Origin of the sequence: Peribacillus butanolivorans (assembly GCF_001273755.1) — a bacterium.
Lineage (GTDB): Bacteria > Bacillota > Bacilli > Bacillales > DSM-1321 > Peribacillus > Peribacillus butanolivorans.
Genome location: NZ_LGYA01000001.1, coordinates 3920433 through 3938983, shown reverse-complemented (window position 1 = coordinate 3938983; position 18551 = coordinate 3920433). Strand labels below are relative to the sequence as shown.

At 35.2% G+C, this 18551-nt stretch carries 16 protein-coding genes and 1 pseudogene; 7 read left to right on the top strand and 10 right to left on the bottom strand.

The annotated features are described in order from the left end of the window. Positions 1-352: 352 nt before the first annotated feature. The 3 genes from AKG34_RS18175 (at position 353) to AKG34_RS18165 (ending at position 1681) form a co-directional block, all read left to right on the top strand. Positions 353-703 (top strand): hypothetical protein, encoded by a 351-nt coding sequence (locus tag AKG34_RS18175; RefSeq protein ID WP_053347388.1) that lies wholly within the window; start codon positions 353-355, stop codon positions 701-703. A gap of 173 nt (positions 704-876) precedes the next feature. Beyond that, a complete protein-coding gene (locus AKG34_RS18170; RefSeq protein ID WP_053347387.1) occupies positions 877-1266 on the top strand; it encodes a hypothetical protein in 390 nt (129 codons plus the stop codon). 226 nt (positions 1267-1492) lie between these two features. After that, positions 1493-1681, top strand: coding sequence for a hypothetical protein (locus tag AKG34_RS18165; protein ID WP_053347386.1), 189 nt, complete (start codon positions 1493-1495; stop codon positions 1679-1681). A 351-nt stretch (positions 1682-2032) separates the two neighbouring features. Here AKG34_RS18165 and AKG34_RS29030 read toward each other — a convergent pair. The 3 genes and pseudogenes from AKG34_RS29030 to AKG34_RS18155 form a co-directional block, all read right to left on the bottom strand. After that, positions 2033-2216, bottom strand: a pseudogene (locus AKG34_RS29030) (IS110 family transposase); the annotation flags it as partial. A gap of 45 nt (positions 2217-2261) precedes the next feature. After that, on the bottom strand, positions 2262-3605 hold the full coding sequence (locus AKG34_RS18160; protein WP_053347385.1) for an APC family permease: 1344 nt from the start codon (positions 3603-3605) through the stop codon (positions 2262-2264). A 381-nt stretch (positions 3606-3986) separates the two neighbouring features. Beyond that, entirely contained in the window at positions 3987-5108 is a 1122-nt protein-coding gene (locus AKG34_RS18155; RefSeq protein ID WP_053347384.1) for an alanine dehydrogenase, read from the bottom strand. A gap of 469 nt (positions 5109-5577) precedes the next feature. Here AKG34_RS18155 and AKG34_RS18150 point away from each other — a divergent pair, with 469 nt between their 5' ends. Both AKG34_RS18150 and AKG34_RS18145 read left to right on the top strand, forming a co-directional pair. Then, positions 5578-7218, top strand: a complete 1641-nt coding sequence (locus AKG34_RS18150) for a PucR family transcriptional regulator (RefSeq protein ID WP_053347383.1) — start codon at positions 5578-5580, stop codon at positions 7216-7218. Between the two features lie 843 nt (positions 7219-8061). After that, positions 8062-9126 (top strand): NAD(P)/FAD-dependent oxidoreductase, encoded by a 1065-nt coding sequence (locus AKG34_RS18145; RefSeq protein ID WP_053347382.1) that lies wholly within the window; start codon positions 8062-8064, stop codon positions 9124-9126. A gap of 56 nt (positions 9127-9182) precedes the next feature. Here AKG34_RS18145 and AKG34_RS18140 read toward each other — a convergent pair whose 3' ends face one another. The 4 genes from AKG34_RS18140 to AKG34_RS18125 all read right to left on the bottom strand — a co-directional run bounded on the left by AKG34_RS18140 (position 9183) and on the right by AKG34_RS18125 (position 13670). Continuing rightward, positions 9183-11129 carry an FtsX-like permease family protein gene (locus tag AKG34_RS18140; RefSeq protein WP_053347381.1) on the bottom strand — a complete coding sequence of 649 codons (1947 nt, stop codon included), beginning with the start codon at positions 11127-11129 and terminating at the stop codon, positions 9183-9185. Beyond that, positions 11119-11880: an ABC transporter ATP-binding protein gene (locus AKG34_RS18135; RefSeq protein ID WP_053347380.1), complete on the bottom strand. Its 762-nt coding sequence runs from the start codon at positions 11878-11880 to the stop codon at positions 11119-11121. Before AKG34_RS18135 ends, AKG34_RS18140 begins: the two co-directional genes overlap by 11 nt. Positions 11881-11979: 99 nt before the next feature. Next, positions 11980-12984: a sensor histidine kinase gene (locus AKG34_RS18130; protein WP_053347379.1), complete on the bottom strand. Its 1005-nt coding sequence runs from the start codon at positions 12982-12984 to the stop codon at positions 11980-11982. After that, on the bottom strand, positions 12981-13670 hold the full coding sequence (locus tag AKG34_RS18125) for a response regulator transcription factor (RefSeq protein WP_053347378.1): 690 nt from the start codon (positions 13668-13670) through the stop codon (positions 12981-12983). The genes AKG34_RS18130 and AKG34_RS18125 overlap by 4 nt, the downstream gene beginning before the upstream one ends. 242 nt (positions 13671-13912) lie before the next feature. Between AKG34_RS18125 and AKG34_RS18120 the strand changes: the two genes are divergently transcribed. Then, entirely contained in the window at positions 13913-14251 is a 339-nt protein-coding gene (locus AKG34_RS18120) for a zinc ribbon domain-containing protein YjdM (protein ID WP_053347377.1), read from the top strand. 440 nt (positions 14252-14691) lie between these two features. Beyond that, complete coding sequence (locus AKG34_RS18115; RefSeq protein ID WP_053347376.1) at positions 14692-15252, top strand: HPP family protein; 561 nt, start codon at positions 14692-14694, stop codon at positions 15250-15252. Between the two features lie 349 nt (positions 15253-15601). On the opposite strand, the gene guaC is transcribed toward AKG34_RS18115, so the two are convergent. The 3 genes from guaC to AKG34_RS18100 form a co-directional block, all read right to left on the bottom strand. After that, the gene (gene guaC / locus AKG34_RS18110) at positions 15602-16585 is read right to left on the bottom strand and encodes a GMP reductase (protein ID WP_053347375.1); all 984 of its coding nucleotides are present in this window, start codon (positions 16583-16585) and stop codon (positions 15602-15604) included. Between the two features lie 295 nt (positions 16586-16880). Beyond that, positions 16881-17384 carry a DinB family protein gene (locus AKG34_RS18105; RefSeq protein ID WP_053347374.1) on the bottom strand — a complete coding sequence of 168 codons (504 nt, stop codon included), beginning with the start codon at positions 17382-17384 and terminating at the stop codon, positions 16881-16883. A gap of 541 nt (positions 17385-17925) precedes the next feature. After that, positions 17926-18525 carry a TetR/AcrR family transcriptional regulator gene (locus AKG34_RS18100; protein ID WP_083450840.1) on the bottom strand — a complete coding sequence of 200 codons (600 nt, stop codon included), beginning with the start codon at positions 18523-18525 and terminating at the stop codon, positions 17926-17928. Positions 18526-18551 lie beyond the last annotated feature (26 nt).

The window sequence follows — 18551 nt, the reverse complement described above, 5'->3', positions numbered from 1 at the left end:
TTTTGTATAGTCATATTTTGACATTAAACAATGCAAAATATACATTTAGTAGATTTTTACATAATTAAATGAACAAAACATGGTATGGGATATTTTTTACATGAAAAAACCAATCATTTAATCGATCTTAAAAAACCTTGCTCAGCTATAACCGTTGAGTACCTTGACTAAGGGGAGTATACATGTTATTTTACATATAGAATTTAAATCGTAATTATTACGCTTTGTATTTAAGGATAGGATTTGCTTGATGGGTAACGTTTACGATGTCATAATGAGGTGTTGAGCAGTATAGCTTTTTCATACATAATCTCAAGGAGTTTAAATATAATCAAATTCGAGGTAGAGTCATATGAACGAAAGATTAATGGAGTTTTTATTGCGTGACGAGGTGACCAAACTTTCTGGCGTGAAAAAACAAGTGTATGAATTCATCGTGAATGAAGAAGATTATCTCGCTTCAAAAGCGGACACGGTCGATCACTTTATGAGATTACTGGTAAAGCATTCCCCACCCCGGCTCGCTGCTCGTCATTTTAATATGCCGTATGGTGAAATCATTCGTTTCATGCATGAAATTGAAGAAGAACTGAATGAAAGATTAGAGGAAAGATGTAAAAAGGTGAAGTGGATGGACTATACGGAAAAGAGTCAACAAACGTTTGAGGAATATCATAGGAAGTTATTTCTATTTGTTAATTAAATCTGATTGAGCGAATGCCCTTGGTAACAAGGGCATTTGCATTTTTCGGATAAAAATGAATGAATAACCCAAAAAATAGATGGCTGCCATTAGCCGGAACTTTCAAACGCAATATATAGCTATATTCAGTAACGAAAGTTAAATCCATACGTCTAATTGAATGGAGGTGTATGATGAAGAAAAATATAGTGGTTTTCATGTTAATGGTATGCATTTTTTATTTGTCTGGTTGTTTTAATACAGAAATCAAAACCGTGACATCTAAAAATCCAGATGCAGAAGAAGTTTTAAAACTCGATAAAAATGCAGACATTCTCCAATGGGAAAAAATAATTTATAAAACGGATATTGAATGGGTGAATGAGCTTAAACTGACTAAGAACGAATCTGTTGGAGAAATTACAGAGGTATTCTCAAATGGTTTCAGTAAATCGTTAAAAGATGGTATGGCCAATCAATTACCCATAGGAGCAAAAATATACTCAACAAAAGAGCGGGATGACGTGCTAATCGTTGAATATAACGGGAAAGTAAAGTATTACTTAGCTCTTACCGAAGGCTAGCACACCGATATAGGGATCCCCTTAGTCGTCTTCTTTAGTGGATATGCAAACACAGATGATAAGTCCAATGAGGATCAAGAAAAAGCAATATCAGAACAAACAGATGTTAATAAAACAGAAAATTCTGATATAATTACTACACCACATCTCCCTTATACACACAGATATTAAAGAGGGAGTAAATGCAGGAGTTTGGTCTGTTGGAGTCATTATTAGAAGCTCTGAGATGGGATTAAGTTTAGATGAGTTTACTAGTCTATCAGAATTTGATAAAGAAAATGTAATCTCTAAAACTGCAAACTCCTTTATGCAAAATGGGGCTGATTTTACGATTAAAACGATGAGTGAACTTCCCGATATTATCGAAAGAATTAATAGTCTTATTTCAGATGGTAAGAGACCTCGTACAAACTAAACATTAATTACAGTAAAAAAAGTGTAGCATATACTCTATTCTTGATTGAGAAAGAAGTATGGCTACATCTTTTTTATGGTTCTTTTTTATTTGTTTGAAAATAATTGAATAATAGGGGACTTCCCCGACCTAGAGATTTCCATTATTTCAAGTGACAATCACCATTGTTCAACAAATAGTTGATTTCTCTTAATTAACATCATTGGAAAAAGAGTAATTAAGCGCCAAGAAATCCTTTTCTACCACTGGATTTCCTCCAGAGAAGTTGAAGAGAACCGTAGTGCTCACCAACGTTAAAAACGGATTGTTTGGGAAGAATCGAGAGTGTAACAACAATCTCATTGATTGTTTCATATCCGCAATCACGAGAGCGTCTTTTTTATCACTTTTGGACTGAGTGTTATCTCGATTCTCTTTATTTCTTTTTACAAGGTGAGGATTGACCTACGACATCAATCTTTTAATTAGATAACCATTTCGATAGATTAATCCCATAACGACCTGTAGGTCCCATACCGACAATAGTTGTGTCTAAGCCGTTTTTCATCTTTCTTATAAACATCGTGACTTTATTCTAAATCTACACAATATTTTCTTCAATTTTCAATACTGGTGGCTGTTTTTTAAGTCCTTTTGTCAATACAAGTAAATAAATGAAGCCTATTATTAACCAACTTGCTCCAAGTACCTTTGAGTGCACATCAAGATTCACAAGTAGTAAAATATCAAGTGCAGCTCCAATAATAGGAATAAATAAATATAAGACAGTTCCTTTTACCGAACGTTCTCTATTTCTAATATAATAATGAGCAATTACGGCAATATTAACACAAGTATACGCAAGAAACGCCCCGAAATTAATAAATGATGCTACAAGATCTAAACTTAAAAATAAAGCAAGCAAAGAGACAGAACTAATGATCAGTATATTATTTACGGGTGTTCTATATCTCGGATGCAGGGTGCCAAAGAACTTTTCAGGAAACTGTCCATCTCGCCCCATCGTATAGAGGACTCGTGATGCACTTGCCTGGGACGACATGGCACTACCCAATACAGCTAATGCGTAAAGCGCAAGATATATTGAGTACATCGCCTTTCCACCAACAAGTTTAATAATTTCGTAGGCAGCCGAATCAGGATTAGTAAATGTGCTATACTCTGGCCATACAAGATACGAGAAATATGAAACACTTGTAAAGATTAAACCACCACCAAGAGTAATTAAAATAACAGCTCGGGGAATTGTTTTCTTAGGGTTCACTGTCTCTTCCGCAAACGCTGTAACTGATTCAAACCCAAGGAAACAAAAGCATAATAATGCTGCTCCAGCTATTGTATAAGAAAAGGGTTCTTTCGAATTATAGAATGGCTCAAGAGATAAAAGAGTTGTCGTGCTTTCTCCCATAAAAATTTCCTTAATAGAAAAACCTATAAAGATAAGGATAAAAAGAAAAGCAAAAATCGTTATGAATGCGTTTACATTTGTGGCAAACTTCAATCCTTTAATATTAATAAAAGTGACGAGCATCAGCATACCTGCAATCCAGATGTAACTTGGAATTGTAGGAAAGGCTGCTGAGAAAAAAATACCAAATACTAAATAATTTACCATTGGCATAAATAAATAATCCATTAAGATCACCCATCCGACAAGAAATCCAACAGAGGGATTGATCGATTTTTGCGTATAAACATAAGCAGAACCGGAAGATGGAAACGCAATTGCCATTTTCCCATAACTGTAAGCAGTAAACATCATTACCACTAGAGCAACTATCATTGCCCCCGGAACCGTACCGTGGGAAATATTAGCCGCAATACCATACGTAGTAAAAGCTGTGGTTAACCCCATAAATGAAAAACCAAACAACACAACTGGAATGAGTGTAAGTGTTCTATCTGTTTTCCTTAAATTTGACATGTAAAATACTCTCCTCCTTTACCTGATTTAACCTTTTATAAGAAATGGGATCTATATTATTACTTCCATAGCTTTTTTAATACGTGGTTTTCTAGAAATCATAAAAAAGTCAGTAAGATGCTAGGGAGCATACTTTGAATTATCCATGAATTTGTTGTGTAGAACTTATCTCCCCATTCCTCGTAAAGAATTCGGTCTGCAGAATGGATAATTCATTGGAATGTATATTATATCTTATATAATTCCTTCAAAAATCTTCTCACTGGCATCTTTACTGACTCCTGGAATTTCTTTAGTAGCGACTCGTTCAATAACTTGTATACTGATTTCTATTCATAGAAATGAAACGTAGAAATATGAGATGACTCTAAGGACGTTTTATTATTTGGACACTAGTAACTCTGTATTTATATCTGTATAAGACATGTTATGATTGATCCCAACTTCGTGATGAACTATTTCACCGTTCAAAGTGCTGATACAATTTCTTACGATTACATCATTTTCTATAACCTCTTTCAAACCACTATTCGCAATGTTCATAATATACGGGCCGGTTGTCATCAACATCATGTTTGTCGAGGTTTGTGGACATAGAGCCGGCATATTAGGGACACAGTAATGTAGGACTTCTTGTTCGTAATATACTGGGTCTTCTAAAGTCGTATAACGTGAGGTTTCAATTATACCCGTTCCTGCAATATCAATAATAATAGAATTAGGTTTCATCTTACTGACCATCTCTCGTGTTATGAGAGGTTCGGTTACCCCTGGCATCGGATAAATTGTATTAATTAAAACATCACTTTGAATAAGTTCTTCGAACATCGTATCTTTATCCCAACACAAAATGTCCACCTGTGGCAACTGATTGTTCAAATAATCAATGCGTTTCATTGATGCTTCCATGATTGTTACATTCAATCCGAGACCCACAGCAACTTGCGCAGTATTGAGTCCAGCATTGCCACCACCAAGTATGAATACTTTGCTCGACGGCAAACCGGCCAGTTTCCGGAGAAGTATTCCTTTTCCGCCATAACCATATTGTGCATATTTGACTGCTTCAAGCATTGCTAATGTTCCTGCAATTTCACTCATTGGTTTAATCGTAGGTCTAGTCCCGTCAGGTAAAACGATTAATTCCATTGATAATGAAATTGCTTTTTTATCTAGTAATGCCTGTGTCATTTCATGATTAACATCTTCCGCCAAATGAAACCATGCCATTATCATTTGATTTTCTCTAAGAAGGCCGTATTCATAGGGTTGAAGTTCCTTCACTTTAACAACAAATTCTGCCATCTCATAAATTTCGTCAATCGTGTTTACTATTTTTGCTCCAGCCAAAACATATTCCTCGTCACAAAAACCACTAGCTTCACCTGCCATGCTTTGTATAAGTACTTCATGACCGGAAGCTGTTAATTTTTTTACCCATGTTGGATTTAATCCCACTCTAGTCTCTGCAGTTTTTAATTCTTTAGGAACTCCTACTATCATTATTCATTCTCCTTTTTATTTGCATTTAATTAATTGAACATTCTAAAATCTTACAGGAAAATGATAACCCTTACATTAGACACGAGGTTAAATTTATATTAGTTTTTTTTTAACCAAGCACAATTGTTTAAATCCTTTAGGACAGGTAATCTTGAACTTTCATGAATACAGCATTGGTGAAAAAGTAATAATTTTTCCATTGTTCATCTAATGTTTTGTTGGTTTTCAGTTTTAGTACTCCACCGTTATTCTATAGAATAGGTTCATGAGCACATATAACTGATGAGAAAAGGTTAAATGGATACTATTATGAAAGATTCTCAGGTTGATTAAGGTATTTCATCAAAGTACGTAAAAGAACTCTCTTGGGATTGAACAGAGAAAGGGATCCATATATTATGGGCTTAGACTTTCTAGTATAGTTATAATAAAATGAGACAGCTAACAATTATTAAATGAGGTGGTACATATGCTTACAGTACAAGATGTTCTTAAGCGCTCACTCTTTTCAAAGACGGAGGTAGTTGCGGGGGCAAACGGGTTGAACCGTCAAGTCAAATGGACACATGTCCTTGAAATCCCGTTTTTTGATGATACCATCTTTCAGGGAGGGGAACTGATACTCTCCACCGGATTTGGGTTTGAATGGAGAGACTCCTCTAATACTTCATTTTTGTTAAATCTTATCGAACGCAACGCCTCATGTTTATGTATAGAACTTGGACACTACTTCGAAGAGATCCCTAAAGAAATGATCGAGATGGCAAATGAGTATAACTTTCCGATTATTATTTTCAAAGAATTCATAAATTTCGTTGAAATAGCACAGGACCTACATTCGTTTATCATTAATGCTCATCATGAGAAGTTGGTTACATTAGATTCGATTTCAAGAGAGTTCCATTCATTGTCACTCACTACTCATGGGTTATCAAATATTTTAAAGTTGTTGCAACAGAAGACAGAAGCACCAATTATCTATCTTCCTATAGATGGAACACCTTTTTCGATTCCAGGATTGAAAAATGACTTTATGGAACAGCTACTCCAAACCATTTATGAAGATAAAGAACACTGGCATGACCGAATTACAAATGATTCGCCCGTTGAATGGAAGGCATTAGACCATACTATTCTTCTCCAACCGATCGGAGCAATGGATCAAATCTGGGCGTACCTTGTTATGGTTTTAGATCGTGAATCGGATGAATTTGATTTCCTAATCCTTGATCGTGCATCTCTAGCAATCTCACAAGACTTATTGCGTAAACATTATTTGGATGAAAAACGATTGCGTTTGGAATCCACATGGTTAAATGATTTACTTTATAGACGCATCAACAATGAGGAACAAGCAAGGGGATTTATTTCGTTAAAATCTAAGCGCACTTCTATACGTTATCGAATTGCAATCATTGATATCGAAGATGTTTTTCATCCGTCTTCATTTTGTTTATCGGATGAAGAAAATGAATCTGCTATTTATCATTATTCTTTAAAAATTCGATCTGGGTTCGCAAAATATTCTTTTACACCCTATATCACATCAATAAGAAATCAAATTATTGTATTAGCTATTGATCTTGGAACTGCCGATTCCTCTAAGGCACGCTTCTTGAAAGTGATCGATACCTTGCTATATGTTAGAGAAGGTGAATCTAGCCAAATCCGTATAGGCGTTGGGCGACAATACCAGTTACTTTTGGATGCTCATACTGGTTATCGAGAAGCGCAGTTAGCTTTAAATTATCGTACATTTTCAACAAGTGCCTTTTACGAAGACCTTGGCATATTTCGGCTAATTCAATTAATTCAGCATGATCAAGATACAGCCCATTTTATTGAGGACTATCTCTCTCCTTTAATAAACTATGATAAGGAATATGGAACGGAATTGCTTCTGACTTTAACGAAGTACTTTGAGTTTGATCGCTCAAAGAAGCTTACGGCTCAAAAATTGCATATTGTAAGACAAACACTCTATCATCGAATGGAAAAAATAAAAAAGATTCTTGATTTTGATTTTGATATGCCGGAGAACAGATTAAACGTTGAAATGGCTTTGAAAGCATATCAACTTATACAACAAGGGGGAGTACCTACGAAGTAGTTATCAACCGCAAAGTAAATGATAGTAAATGTATAGATGGCTCTAAGAATGCTAACAAAGTGACCATCTTAAAATGCTTGATATTGAAGATAAATCAACTTACTGTTACCGGAAAAAATATGAAAGAGGTAACACTACATGCTCACCAAGCTAACAAGATGATTTTTATGTCTCATTGAGGGTGTAATTCTAAAACGAAGAAATCGATTTATTATGGAAGTAGAAGTTGAGGGGGGAGTTTATGATGGCATTGTCCAACCAAGGGGCGAATAGGCAACATTGTGTTCCGCAATATCTCTTGTCTACTTTCTAAGAGTAAGGATACGAATAGAGAGAGCTATCCTGTTAAACTGCTGTATCTATGAATATGGCAGGTTAACTTCAACATTACACCTACAGAAGTAAATCTAATACGTTATTTTGAGATAAAAGCTTTATGCTTTAAAAGCATAATGATATTTACATGTAGGAGTATGTCGTAGCACCCATCACTTGCAAGTTTTATTTTCCTATTATTAAAATAAGATTTCTAACCTATTGGGAATACTATCTATAATAATATTAAGACTCCGAGGATTAAAAACAATTTAGCAATAATATTCATTGACGTCCCATACCACCTACTCCATTTAACCTAATTTTTCATTCTAATGTAATACGCCATTTATCATTCATACGTTCTTAATGAATGGTAAGTTTCAGTAATTGGAAATAAATAGCTCTGTAGATTTTTTAAATGAACAGAGTTATTTAACAAAGCCTTATTGTAAAAAGTAAGAAAAGAGTGTACCATTAAATGAGAATGATAATCAATTCCAATTGGTTACCAAGGAGTGAGTGAAAATGGTACAGCAAGATTTATTCGATGTAACTGTTATTGGAGGAGGGCCAGCAGGCCTTTACTCTACTTTCTATAGTGGATTAAGAGAAATGAAGACAAAGCTTATTGAATATCAACCACAATTAGGCGGGAAAATTCATGTATATCCAGAGAAAATGATTTGGGACGTGGGAGGGCTGACACCAATTACGGGAGCAAAATTAATTGAACAGCTAGTAGAACAAGGCTTAACATTTAACCCAGAAGTAGTGTTGAATGAAAAAGTGGAGTCTATCACGCGTAATGAAGAAGGTATTTTTGTATTACTTACTGCTTCAGGCCAAAAGCACTTTTCAAAAACAATAATTGTGGCTGTTGGCGGTGGAATATTAAATCCTCAAAAGCTAGAGATAGATGGGGCCGAAAGGTTTGAAGTCTCTAATTTGAACTACACAGTGAAGTCATTTAAACGATTTAAAGATAAAACAGTGATCATTTCCGGTGGTGGAAATTCTGCAATAGATTGGGCAAATGAATTAGAGCCTATCGCCAAAAAAGTTTATTTAACATACAGAAAAGATAGTTTAGCAGGTCATGAATCACAAGCAACACAATTAATGAACAGTTCCGCAGTTTGTATTTTAAATACTTCGATTACAAAACTAGTAGCCTGTGCTAATCATGAATTAATTGAACATGTTGAATTGACAAATCATGAAACTGGAGAGGTTTCGTACTTGCCCATTGATGAAGTGATTATAAATCATGGATATGAGCGTGATACTTCTCTACTTGAAAATAGTAAAGTGAGTATTGCTAAAGCAGATAATTACTTTATTGCAGGTAATGCTACTAGTGAATCTTCGATAGATGGAATTTATGCGGCTGGGGATATTCTAAAGCACGATGGGAAGTTAAATTTAATAGCAGGTACCTTCCAAGATGCAGCAAATGCTGTAAACAAGGCAAAACAATTTATCCAGCCTGACGCTAATGAAATTGGAATGGTCTCGTCACATAATGAAATCTTTAAAAAACGCAATAGAGAATTAGTTAAACAAATGATGAAACCAGTTGGAACCCTTTAAAGGAAATAAAAAGCTCCAGTTCCTCACGGGTCCTGGAGCTTTTATCATCTTCGCTATTATAGCGACTCTTTAATGACTTTTTTGTAATGGAAAACGGATAGTATCCCGAAGATCGAGTATAAAACCGTGTAGAGTACCATAACGATGATCATCGGTGTCCAGACTTCGGTCCCGAATAAGAACCATCCTGATTGGACTGCGAAATAACTGTGAAGCAGCCCGACAACTAAAGGAATACCGAAATTGAAAACTTGTTTTGCTTGGATTCCTCTTAGTAAGTCACCTCGGGTGAATCCCAGTTTTCTTAAGATAGTATAATTGGATTTTTCACCTTCACTTTCATCCATTTGTTTGAAATATAGGATACAACCGGATGTGACGAGGAAGGTTAACCCCAAGAAGCCGACGATGAACATGATAAGACCCATATTCTTCTTCTGGTTGTTGAACATTTCAAATTGGGAATCATTCACATGTTCTTCTTTGAAACTCATTTTATTGAATATATCATTCGCCTTTTCAAGTTCAGCTTTATCCTTCACATCAATTCCGATATTAACCGATGATACTTTTTGGATTTTCGGGTCGATATCCTTTTTCAATCGGTCGAATATCGTTTGGTCTACAATGGCAACAGGCAATCCGCCACTCGTAAAATAGTAGGACAAGATGGTATCATCATTCAATCCCATATATGTTTGCGGAATCACTTCGTGTTTGCCTTTCAGTTCAATCTTTCCGGAATCCTTCAAGGACATGATCTTCTCCATCATATTACTGTATCCGCTGAAAAGGGTCTCATCATCAGCGAGGTTGATTCCTTGAACGGATTCATCACTGATGACGGGGACAGTCATGATGTCTGGATCAAAGTTCACAGCTTCCAGGCTAGTCTCCATTATTTCCTTTACATTGACATCCACTTGAATGACATCAATCACCTTTTCGTCATAATCAATTTTACTGTCTGTCAATGCTTCTTTGAATGTATCTGCATCTTTCATATCCGTCATGGAAAAATCGGTAGGAATAGAGCTTTGTGCCATTTTCTCCGCTGAGTAGTAGGAGATATAGCTTAAAGATAATAACCCAATCGCCAAAGCGGAAACGGTCGTGATAATCGTCAATAATATCGCATTCGATTTCATCCGGAACATGATAGATGAAAGGGACAATACTTCATTGATGTTCAAATATCCATTTTTCTTTTTACGGACGATATTAAAGATAAAGCTTACGGATCCTTTATAAAATAGGTAGGTCCCGATGATGACGGATGCCAGAATGAAGACCATGGCTATGAAAAGCTCGGTCATTTGTGAGAAAGCCCCATCGAATAATTTGGATGAAACGACATAGCCAGCGATGATCAGTATAATCCCGAATATCCCGATGATCATTTCGAAAATCGAAACCTTTTTCACTTTTCCTTCCGTCATTGAAGTCACTCTAAATAATGATAAAATGGTCTGCCTTTTAATGAAGGCATAATTCATCAACATGATGAAAAGATAGATGGCACTAAACACGATCAATGTTTGAATAAGTGGCTGAAAAGAAAATTGAAGGGTCGCGATCGCCTGGACACCGGTAATTTTAAATAAAATCATGATGATTAATTTTGAAGCCGCAAACCCTACAAAGATTCCCAGGAATACGGAACAGAAATACAAGATCAGGTTTTCCACACTCAGGATACGGAATATCCTGTTCTTGGTCATGCCTATCAATTGGAATAAGCCAATTTCTTTACTGCGTCTTTTTATGAAAATGCTATTGGCATATAAAAGGAATATAGAAACAATCGCAACAAGTAAGATAGATGCTGCTTTAATAGAAGCTGCCCCTTTAACTGAACCTTCTGCTTTATCCATGGATGGGTCATATTGCAGCGTGACAAAAGCAAAATAAAGGGAGGCGCTGAAGACTAAGGCAAACACATACAGATAATAATTCTTCAGATTCTTTTTCAGGTTTCGAAAGATGAGTTGATTAATGCTCATTTTGAACCCCTCCCAAAACACCTTGTGTTTTCATGATGTCCTTGAAGAAGGTTTGTCTGGATTCTTCGCCTTTATTTAATTGTGTATATATTTGTCCATCTTTTATAAAAATGACTCGGCTGCAATAACTTGCCGCCACTGGATCATGGGTTACCATGATGATCGTCGCTTTGCGCTTTTTATTCATTTCGCTCAGTTTGTTCAGTAAATCGGAAGCTGATTTGGAGTCTAGCGCCCCAGTCGGTTCATCCGCAAAAATGATGCTTGGATCATGGATGAAAGCCCGTGCTGCAGACGTACGCTGTTTTTGACCACCGGAAATTTCATTTGGGTATTTATCCTTCACTTCATATATGCCCAGTTCCTTCGCCACGGTATCAAACTTTTGTGCCGCTTCATTATTGGCTGTTTTTGTAATGGATAAGGGCAAAAGGATATTTTCTTTGACGGTCAGTGTGTCCAATAAGTTATATTCCTGGAAGATGAAGCCTAAATGGTTCTTTCGAAATTCGGCCAGTTTCTTTTCTTTCATACCGGAAATTTCTTTTCCATCGATTATAATGCTCCCGTTGCTAATCTTATCAATCGAGGAGAGAACATTGAGCAATGTCGTTTTCCCTGAACCTGATGCTCCCATGATACTCATGAATTCGCCTTCTTGGATGTTAATATCCAATCCTTTTAATACTTCTTGTTTATTAAATTTATTGCCATAACTTTTATGGATTTTTTTTGCTTCTAATATATTCATACGATACACTCCCTTTTTTCTATATCCTTATTATAAAAGGCTGTGTATATCTTTTCCTTCGTTTGGACGAACAAAGAATAAAAGCATGTGACACTTTTGTCACATGCTTGTGATATTCACGAAATCATTTCTTTTTGGGAAGGTCAAGGTAATGGTCGTTCCGGTTCCAAGCTCTGATTTTACATCAATGGAGATGAATAGGGACTCAGTAGCATTCTTGGTTAAATATAACCCCATGCCTGTTGCCGCATTGTCACGATGATTTGTCGTGGATGTAAATCCTTTATCAAATATGCGGGATAAATCCTTTGGGTCGATGCCCCGTCCAGAATCCTTCACTTCAAGAATCGTTTGTTCAGCTTGTTCATGGCTATATATCCTGATATCTGAGTTTTCACTGTATTTAATGGAGTTGGTCAAGAGCTGCCTCATGATGAAGGCCAGCCATTTGGCATCACTAAGCACTTCGGTTACTTCTAAATGAATGTCAAAGCCAATCCCTTTTTGAATGCACCATGATTGCAGCGTTTTAATCTCATCAAAGATTATTGTTTCTAAATCGGTATTCTCAATATACAAATCATTTTCGATGAAAGGAATGCGCCTTTGATGGAGCTGTTGATCTAGAAGGAGATGAATGCGTAGCCACTCATACGTCAAAGGAGACTTAAGTGATTCATTATCTAAGCGGTCAATCATTAAGTGCATGGCCGTCAAGGGTGTTTTCACTTCATGAATCCAAGATAATAATTCATCTTTCTCCTGTTCTAACGTCATTTGACCTTGTGAAGCAGACTGTTTCAAAAATTCGGTTTGATTCATGATGCTGTTTTCAATGATTCTTTCAAAAGGGCTGTCTGGATCGGCTATATTTGTTAAATCAAGATTGTCTTCCCGGTCTTCTAAACTTTTATAGAATTTCGTTTCTATTTTGTAACGGACAATTAAAAAGATACTGAACATAATCATCGATAAAAAGACAATATAGAGGATGGGCTTTAGTGGAATTGCCGTATCAATAAAAGCGACAAAGATGATAAAAAGATGAAGGAGTATATAGAAAATAATCCAGCTGAATCTTTCCACTATATATTTTTTAATCATATAATTGCCTCTTCAACAGCGATGTAGCCCTGTCCAACCTTCGTTTCGATAAAGCGCCCTAAGCCAAGTTCATCAAGTCTTTTCCGTAAACGATTCACATTGACTGTAAGGGTGTTATCACTGATAAAACGTTTATCATCCCATAAGCTGTTGATTAATTCTTCCCGGCTTACGATCTTATTTTTCTGCTCAATAAGCTTCTTTAATATAAAAATTTCATTCTTTGTCAGTTCAATGGACCCTGTATTAGCTGAGACTGTATTTTTTTCATAATCCACGGTGGCACCGCACCATGTTTTTAACTCGATCTTTTCTGTATTGTAATTATATACACGACGAAGAGTAGCCTGTATCTTTGCAATGAGAACATCAAAATGAAAGGGCTTTTGGATAAAATCATCAGCGCCAAGCTGCATAGACATCACCATATCAGTAGGATGATCGCGTGACGATAAAAAGATAATGGGAACATTTGAATGATTTCTAATCATTCTGCACCAATGAAACCCATCAAACTTTGGCAATTGAATATCAATTATGACTAAATCAGGCTTTATGTCTGTGAATTCCTGAATCACTTTACTAAAATCGCTAATCCCATAAATATCATAAGACCATTGCGCTAATCTATCTTTAATCTCGTTGAATAACGTCGTATCATCTTCTATTAATAAGAGTTTAAACAAATGATTCACCACACTTTTTCAGCTTTTCATTAAAATTATATAGTAAAACCTTTTTGGGTTCTATAGAGTGGGACCAATTTATTACCAGCACTTGAAAAACACTGAATGTATTGCCGATAAGGGACTGTGGAACGAATCAACACGGATTGAGAAATACCGTGACATCATGGGCGACGATTAACGGTTGTATGGATAACACTATTATATTAGAATGGACCATAACGAATGGAGGAAATGAAATTATGTCTGATTTTCCAAATTGCCCAAAATGTAATTCAGAATACACGTACGAAGATGGAAGTCTTTTTGTTTGCCCAGAATGTGCTCATGAGTGGACTTTAGAATTAGAAACTGAAAATAGTGATAAAAAAATTATCAAAGATGCAAATGGAAATGTATTAAACGATGGTGATTCTGTAACAGTAATTAAAGACCTTAAAGTAAAAGGGAGTTCATCAGTCCTAAAAATAGGTACAAAAGTAAAAAGTATACGTTTGGTTGATGGAGATCATGATATTGACTGCAAAATTGACGGATTTGGAGCTATGAAATTAAAATCTGAATTTGTTAAAAAGGTATAAAAGCAGTTTTTGTTTATGCAACTGAACCGAAAATATTTTCTATTATCAATTCTGGTAGATATTCAAATTCTACCAGGATTTTTTTAGTTTCTGAAAAGTTTCACTATTGGAGGAATAGTTGTAAAAAAATAGATGGAGAGTTTTCATGGCAGTCTATACGGCAAACGAGGCGTGATTATTTTCCGAAGATTCTATCATTCTTCTCAGTATATGGTCTAGCGGGCAGTCTTGTACTCGGCATTTTACAGGGGCTTATGTTAACTTTTTGTATTGAAAATGCAGGATGAAAAGAGGGTGAAAAGGGTCGCGATTTCCAAATTGATGAAAATCCAGATATATATTTAAACGTTCATTGTTTTCCTGTAAAATAACTTTATATGGCAGAAACTCTGTCAAATTTCTTGTCAAATTATTTAGGAAGCTTGAGGGAAACGTAAATTATGGCTTTTGAAAAAAATCTTGAGAAAAGTTGGAATAATCAACCAAACATAGGCTTAAAAGCTTATTTAAAGAAAATGAAGGGCGAAACTAGAGATAAAGACAGAATTGATTATATTGATTCCTTTGTTTCAGCTATAGGTGGACTCATTGCTATTATTATCATTAGTTTTGTAGCTGTCTATTTAGGATATCCTATGGGATTAGCTCCTCTAGGTGCAAGCTGTGTAATTGTATTTGGCGCCCATAAAGGTATCTTGTCTCAACCTCGAAACGTTATTGGAGGACATTTAATTTCTACCACTTCAGCACTTATTATTTGGAGCATATTTGGTAAGAGTCTATTCATTATTGGTCTAGTATTAGCTATTGTATTATTAATAATGACTCTTACAAAAACTGTTCATCCTCCCGCAGCAGCAAGTGCCCTTGTTGCTGTTAATTCTCAAGCTGGATGGGGATTCCTTATTTCGATTGCAATAGGTACTATATTATTAGTTTTTATATCAATGATCTATAATAACTTATTTCAAGCAAGACAGTATCCAAAACACTGGTTATGAGACTAATAATGTATATAAACTGAGATAACTAATATGATTAGTTATCAGATGATGTTTATTAAAAATTGCTCTTTTAGCTTAATTATCTGGATTTTACTAGTCTTGCAAGTTTAAAAAAATGATACCGATAAAAATAAAAAGCCATTTCCATATGCTAAAGGTTGGGAACTTTAGCATATGGAAATGGCTTAACTCTGTTTGTCTGATAAATTATTCATAAATCACGTTTGAGATATACAATAGGATTAAAGAGGGTACCAATTTTAAAAAAAGGAATTAATTAACAATATAAAAATGAGCAAGTACTTAATAAAGTATCTTGCTCACCAGGTTGTGAAATATAATAATCTTAATATACTTTGTCACCGTTAAAGATTGAATTTTTAACTACAACATAATCTACATTACGGATTGCTTCTAACTTGTTTCCTCCAGCATAAGAAATAGAGGACTGAAGATCTTGTTCCATTTCTTTCAAAGTATCTTCTAAAGATCCTTTGTGCTCGACAAACATTTTTTTGCCTTCAACATTCTTCTTTTCACCTTTTTGGAATTCCGAAGCTGAACCAAAGTATTCTTTAAAGGCCTTTCCATCTTTCTCAATTGTTTCTCCTGGAGATTCTTCATGTCCAGCAAATAATGAACCAATCATAACCATAGAGGCACCGAATCTAATTGATTTAGCTATATCACCATGTGTGCGAATGCCTCCGTCAGCAATAATAGGTTTACTTGCTGCTTTTGCACACCAACGAAGTGCAGCTAATTGCCAGCCACCAGTTCCAAATCCAGTTTTAATTTTAGTGATACATACTTTCCCTGGTCCAATGCCTACTTTTGTAGCATCAGCACCAGCATGTTCTAATTCTCTTACTGCTTCTGGAGTTCCCACATTTCCTGCAATAACAAAAGTATCAGGTAAGTGTTTTTTAATATGCTGAATCATATTTATAACAGCAGTGGAATGACCATGTGCGATATCTATCGTAATGAATTCTGGTATAACATGTTCATTTGATAATTGTTGTATGAAACCATACTCTTCTTCTTTGACGCCCACACTAATAGATGCGATTAATTCACGTGAATGCATATCTTTAATAAATGAGTGTCTCTTTTCTGGTTCGAAACGATGCATCACATAGAAGTAACCATTCTCCGCTAAGTAAATGGCAACCTTTTCGTCTATAATTGTTTGCATATTTGCAGGGACCACAGGTAACCTAAATGTATGTCTACCTAAGGTTACAGTTGTATCACACTCAGAACGGCTATTTACTATACATTTTGCAGGAATTAATTGAATATCTTCATAATCAAACACGTTTTCCATGATATGCACCTCTATATACGAATGTTTTTATATTTTTATATTAAAATTGTTCGCCCACTAGGTAATGTACATCATTTTTCTCAGTAAGTCAAAATTTTTAATAGTTATATTGTGTGTCACTTCAGAAAAGTTATGACAAATTGATAGGCAGAGGGGTAACATAAACGTATATCATCGTATAATTAACATAGAGGAAACTGATATTTGGTCGTATATTGAATAGACAAAGAATCCAAAAAATTAGAATGTTAATACAGCTGATGAAGAGTATAAGGTGACATTGCGATTGAAGGGATTACATAATATTGAATTTAATATCTTGTATCTGTTTGGTATGCCTTTGCTCATGTAAGGATAATAATTCAATCCATTGATCCAATGATAGGTCCCCGAACATGGGATGTTTGGCTTTCTTTTTATTTAAAACAATATCTTTATCCATTTCATAAAGAACCTGCAATAATTGATCCCTTGATTCAGCAAGTAAATCTATAATCTTTGATATTTCAAAAGGTTTTTGTGAGGGTAAAACGCTGTCTGGAGATTTGAATTTTTTTTTCATATCAGAAATTAAGTAAATATTTTTTTGAATGATATTTTTGTAATCCCTATCCCGAATACCTCTGGCTATAGCTTCAGTAATTGCCTGCTCAGAAAGATATAAGTGATGGCAAATTTGGGCGATGCTCCATATATCAGGAACAGGTTTGTGATTTAGTGTCTTGTCCTCCAATTCTGTAATTTCCTCTATTAGCTGGTTTCTCGATTCGAATAATAAATCATACTCTATAAAATTCATACGAACCTCCCTCTTTAATGACACCTCGTTTTTGAATGTATCACTAGAACACGTTTTTCGTGATACGTACGACTGAATCCGAAAAGTATATTCTTTTTATATTAAAAATCGTTCGTCTATTAGGTGGTTTCCCTGATTTATTCTCAGGGAGTCAAAATTTCAAAAAAGTGTTTTTTATCCATTAATAATTTTAACAGATTTAAAGCGTTTTTAGGAAAAAATGGATAGATTGACAGAAGAGTGATTAAACATATACCAACGTAAAATGAACATAGAGAAAACGGACATCTAATGTATAAGGGGTGTATAAAATTTCATAAAACGATTGTTTTGTTAGGATGATCTGATAAAGAGCGTGTGAAAGATTCTAGAGGTGAGACGAAGAAAGGGGGCGATTTTAGAATAGGCCATGTTTTTGTGGTGCATCATTTCAATTATGGTTTGAGGGAGGAAATCAGAACTGTATTAGATCTGTTCCTCCAGACTTTTTACTTCACTTTAAATATACTATCCATAAGTTTATAACAAGGGGAAGCTAGGTTTATACCTGCAAATGGCGCATTACTTTTTCAACTGAAATCTTAACTGGATTGAAACCTTTGGCATTCCATAATAATAGACCTTGATTGAGGGATATATAGTAAATGGCCAGTTCCATCGGGTCACCATCTATAAAGATTCCATCACGCTGCCCGTTACTGATAATACGGGCTATCCCATTCATAGCTATGGTATATTTTTGGTTTAATTCTTGTTTAACTTCATCAGAGAGTGAATCAGATTGTTGGGCCTCAATAACAAGAATACGACGATCTTGTGCTTGTTCTGGTGATCCGGAAAATGTAAGTTCAGTGAACCATGCAAGTTGATCCCAGGGTGTGCCTGTTCTATTTTCGGCTTCCTTCACTGTTTCAATAAACTGATCTAGTATGTTCATAATAAGAGACAAATAAATATTTTCTTTTGACTGGAAGTAATGGTAGAAAAGTCCATGACTTAATTTTACTGATGAAGTAATATCACTAATTTTAGTTGCTGCAAAACCCTTGCGTGCGAAAACCTTCAAGGCAGCTTTACTGATTTCTTCATAGCGTTGATCCCGTATTATTTTAAATTGTTCATCACTCTTAGGTGCCATCATTTCATTCCTCGCTTGCTGTATATTAT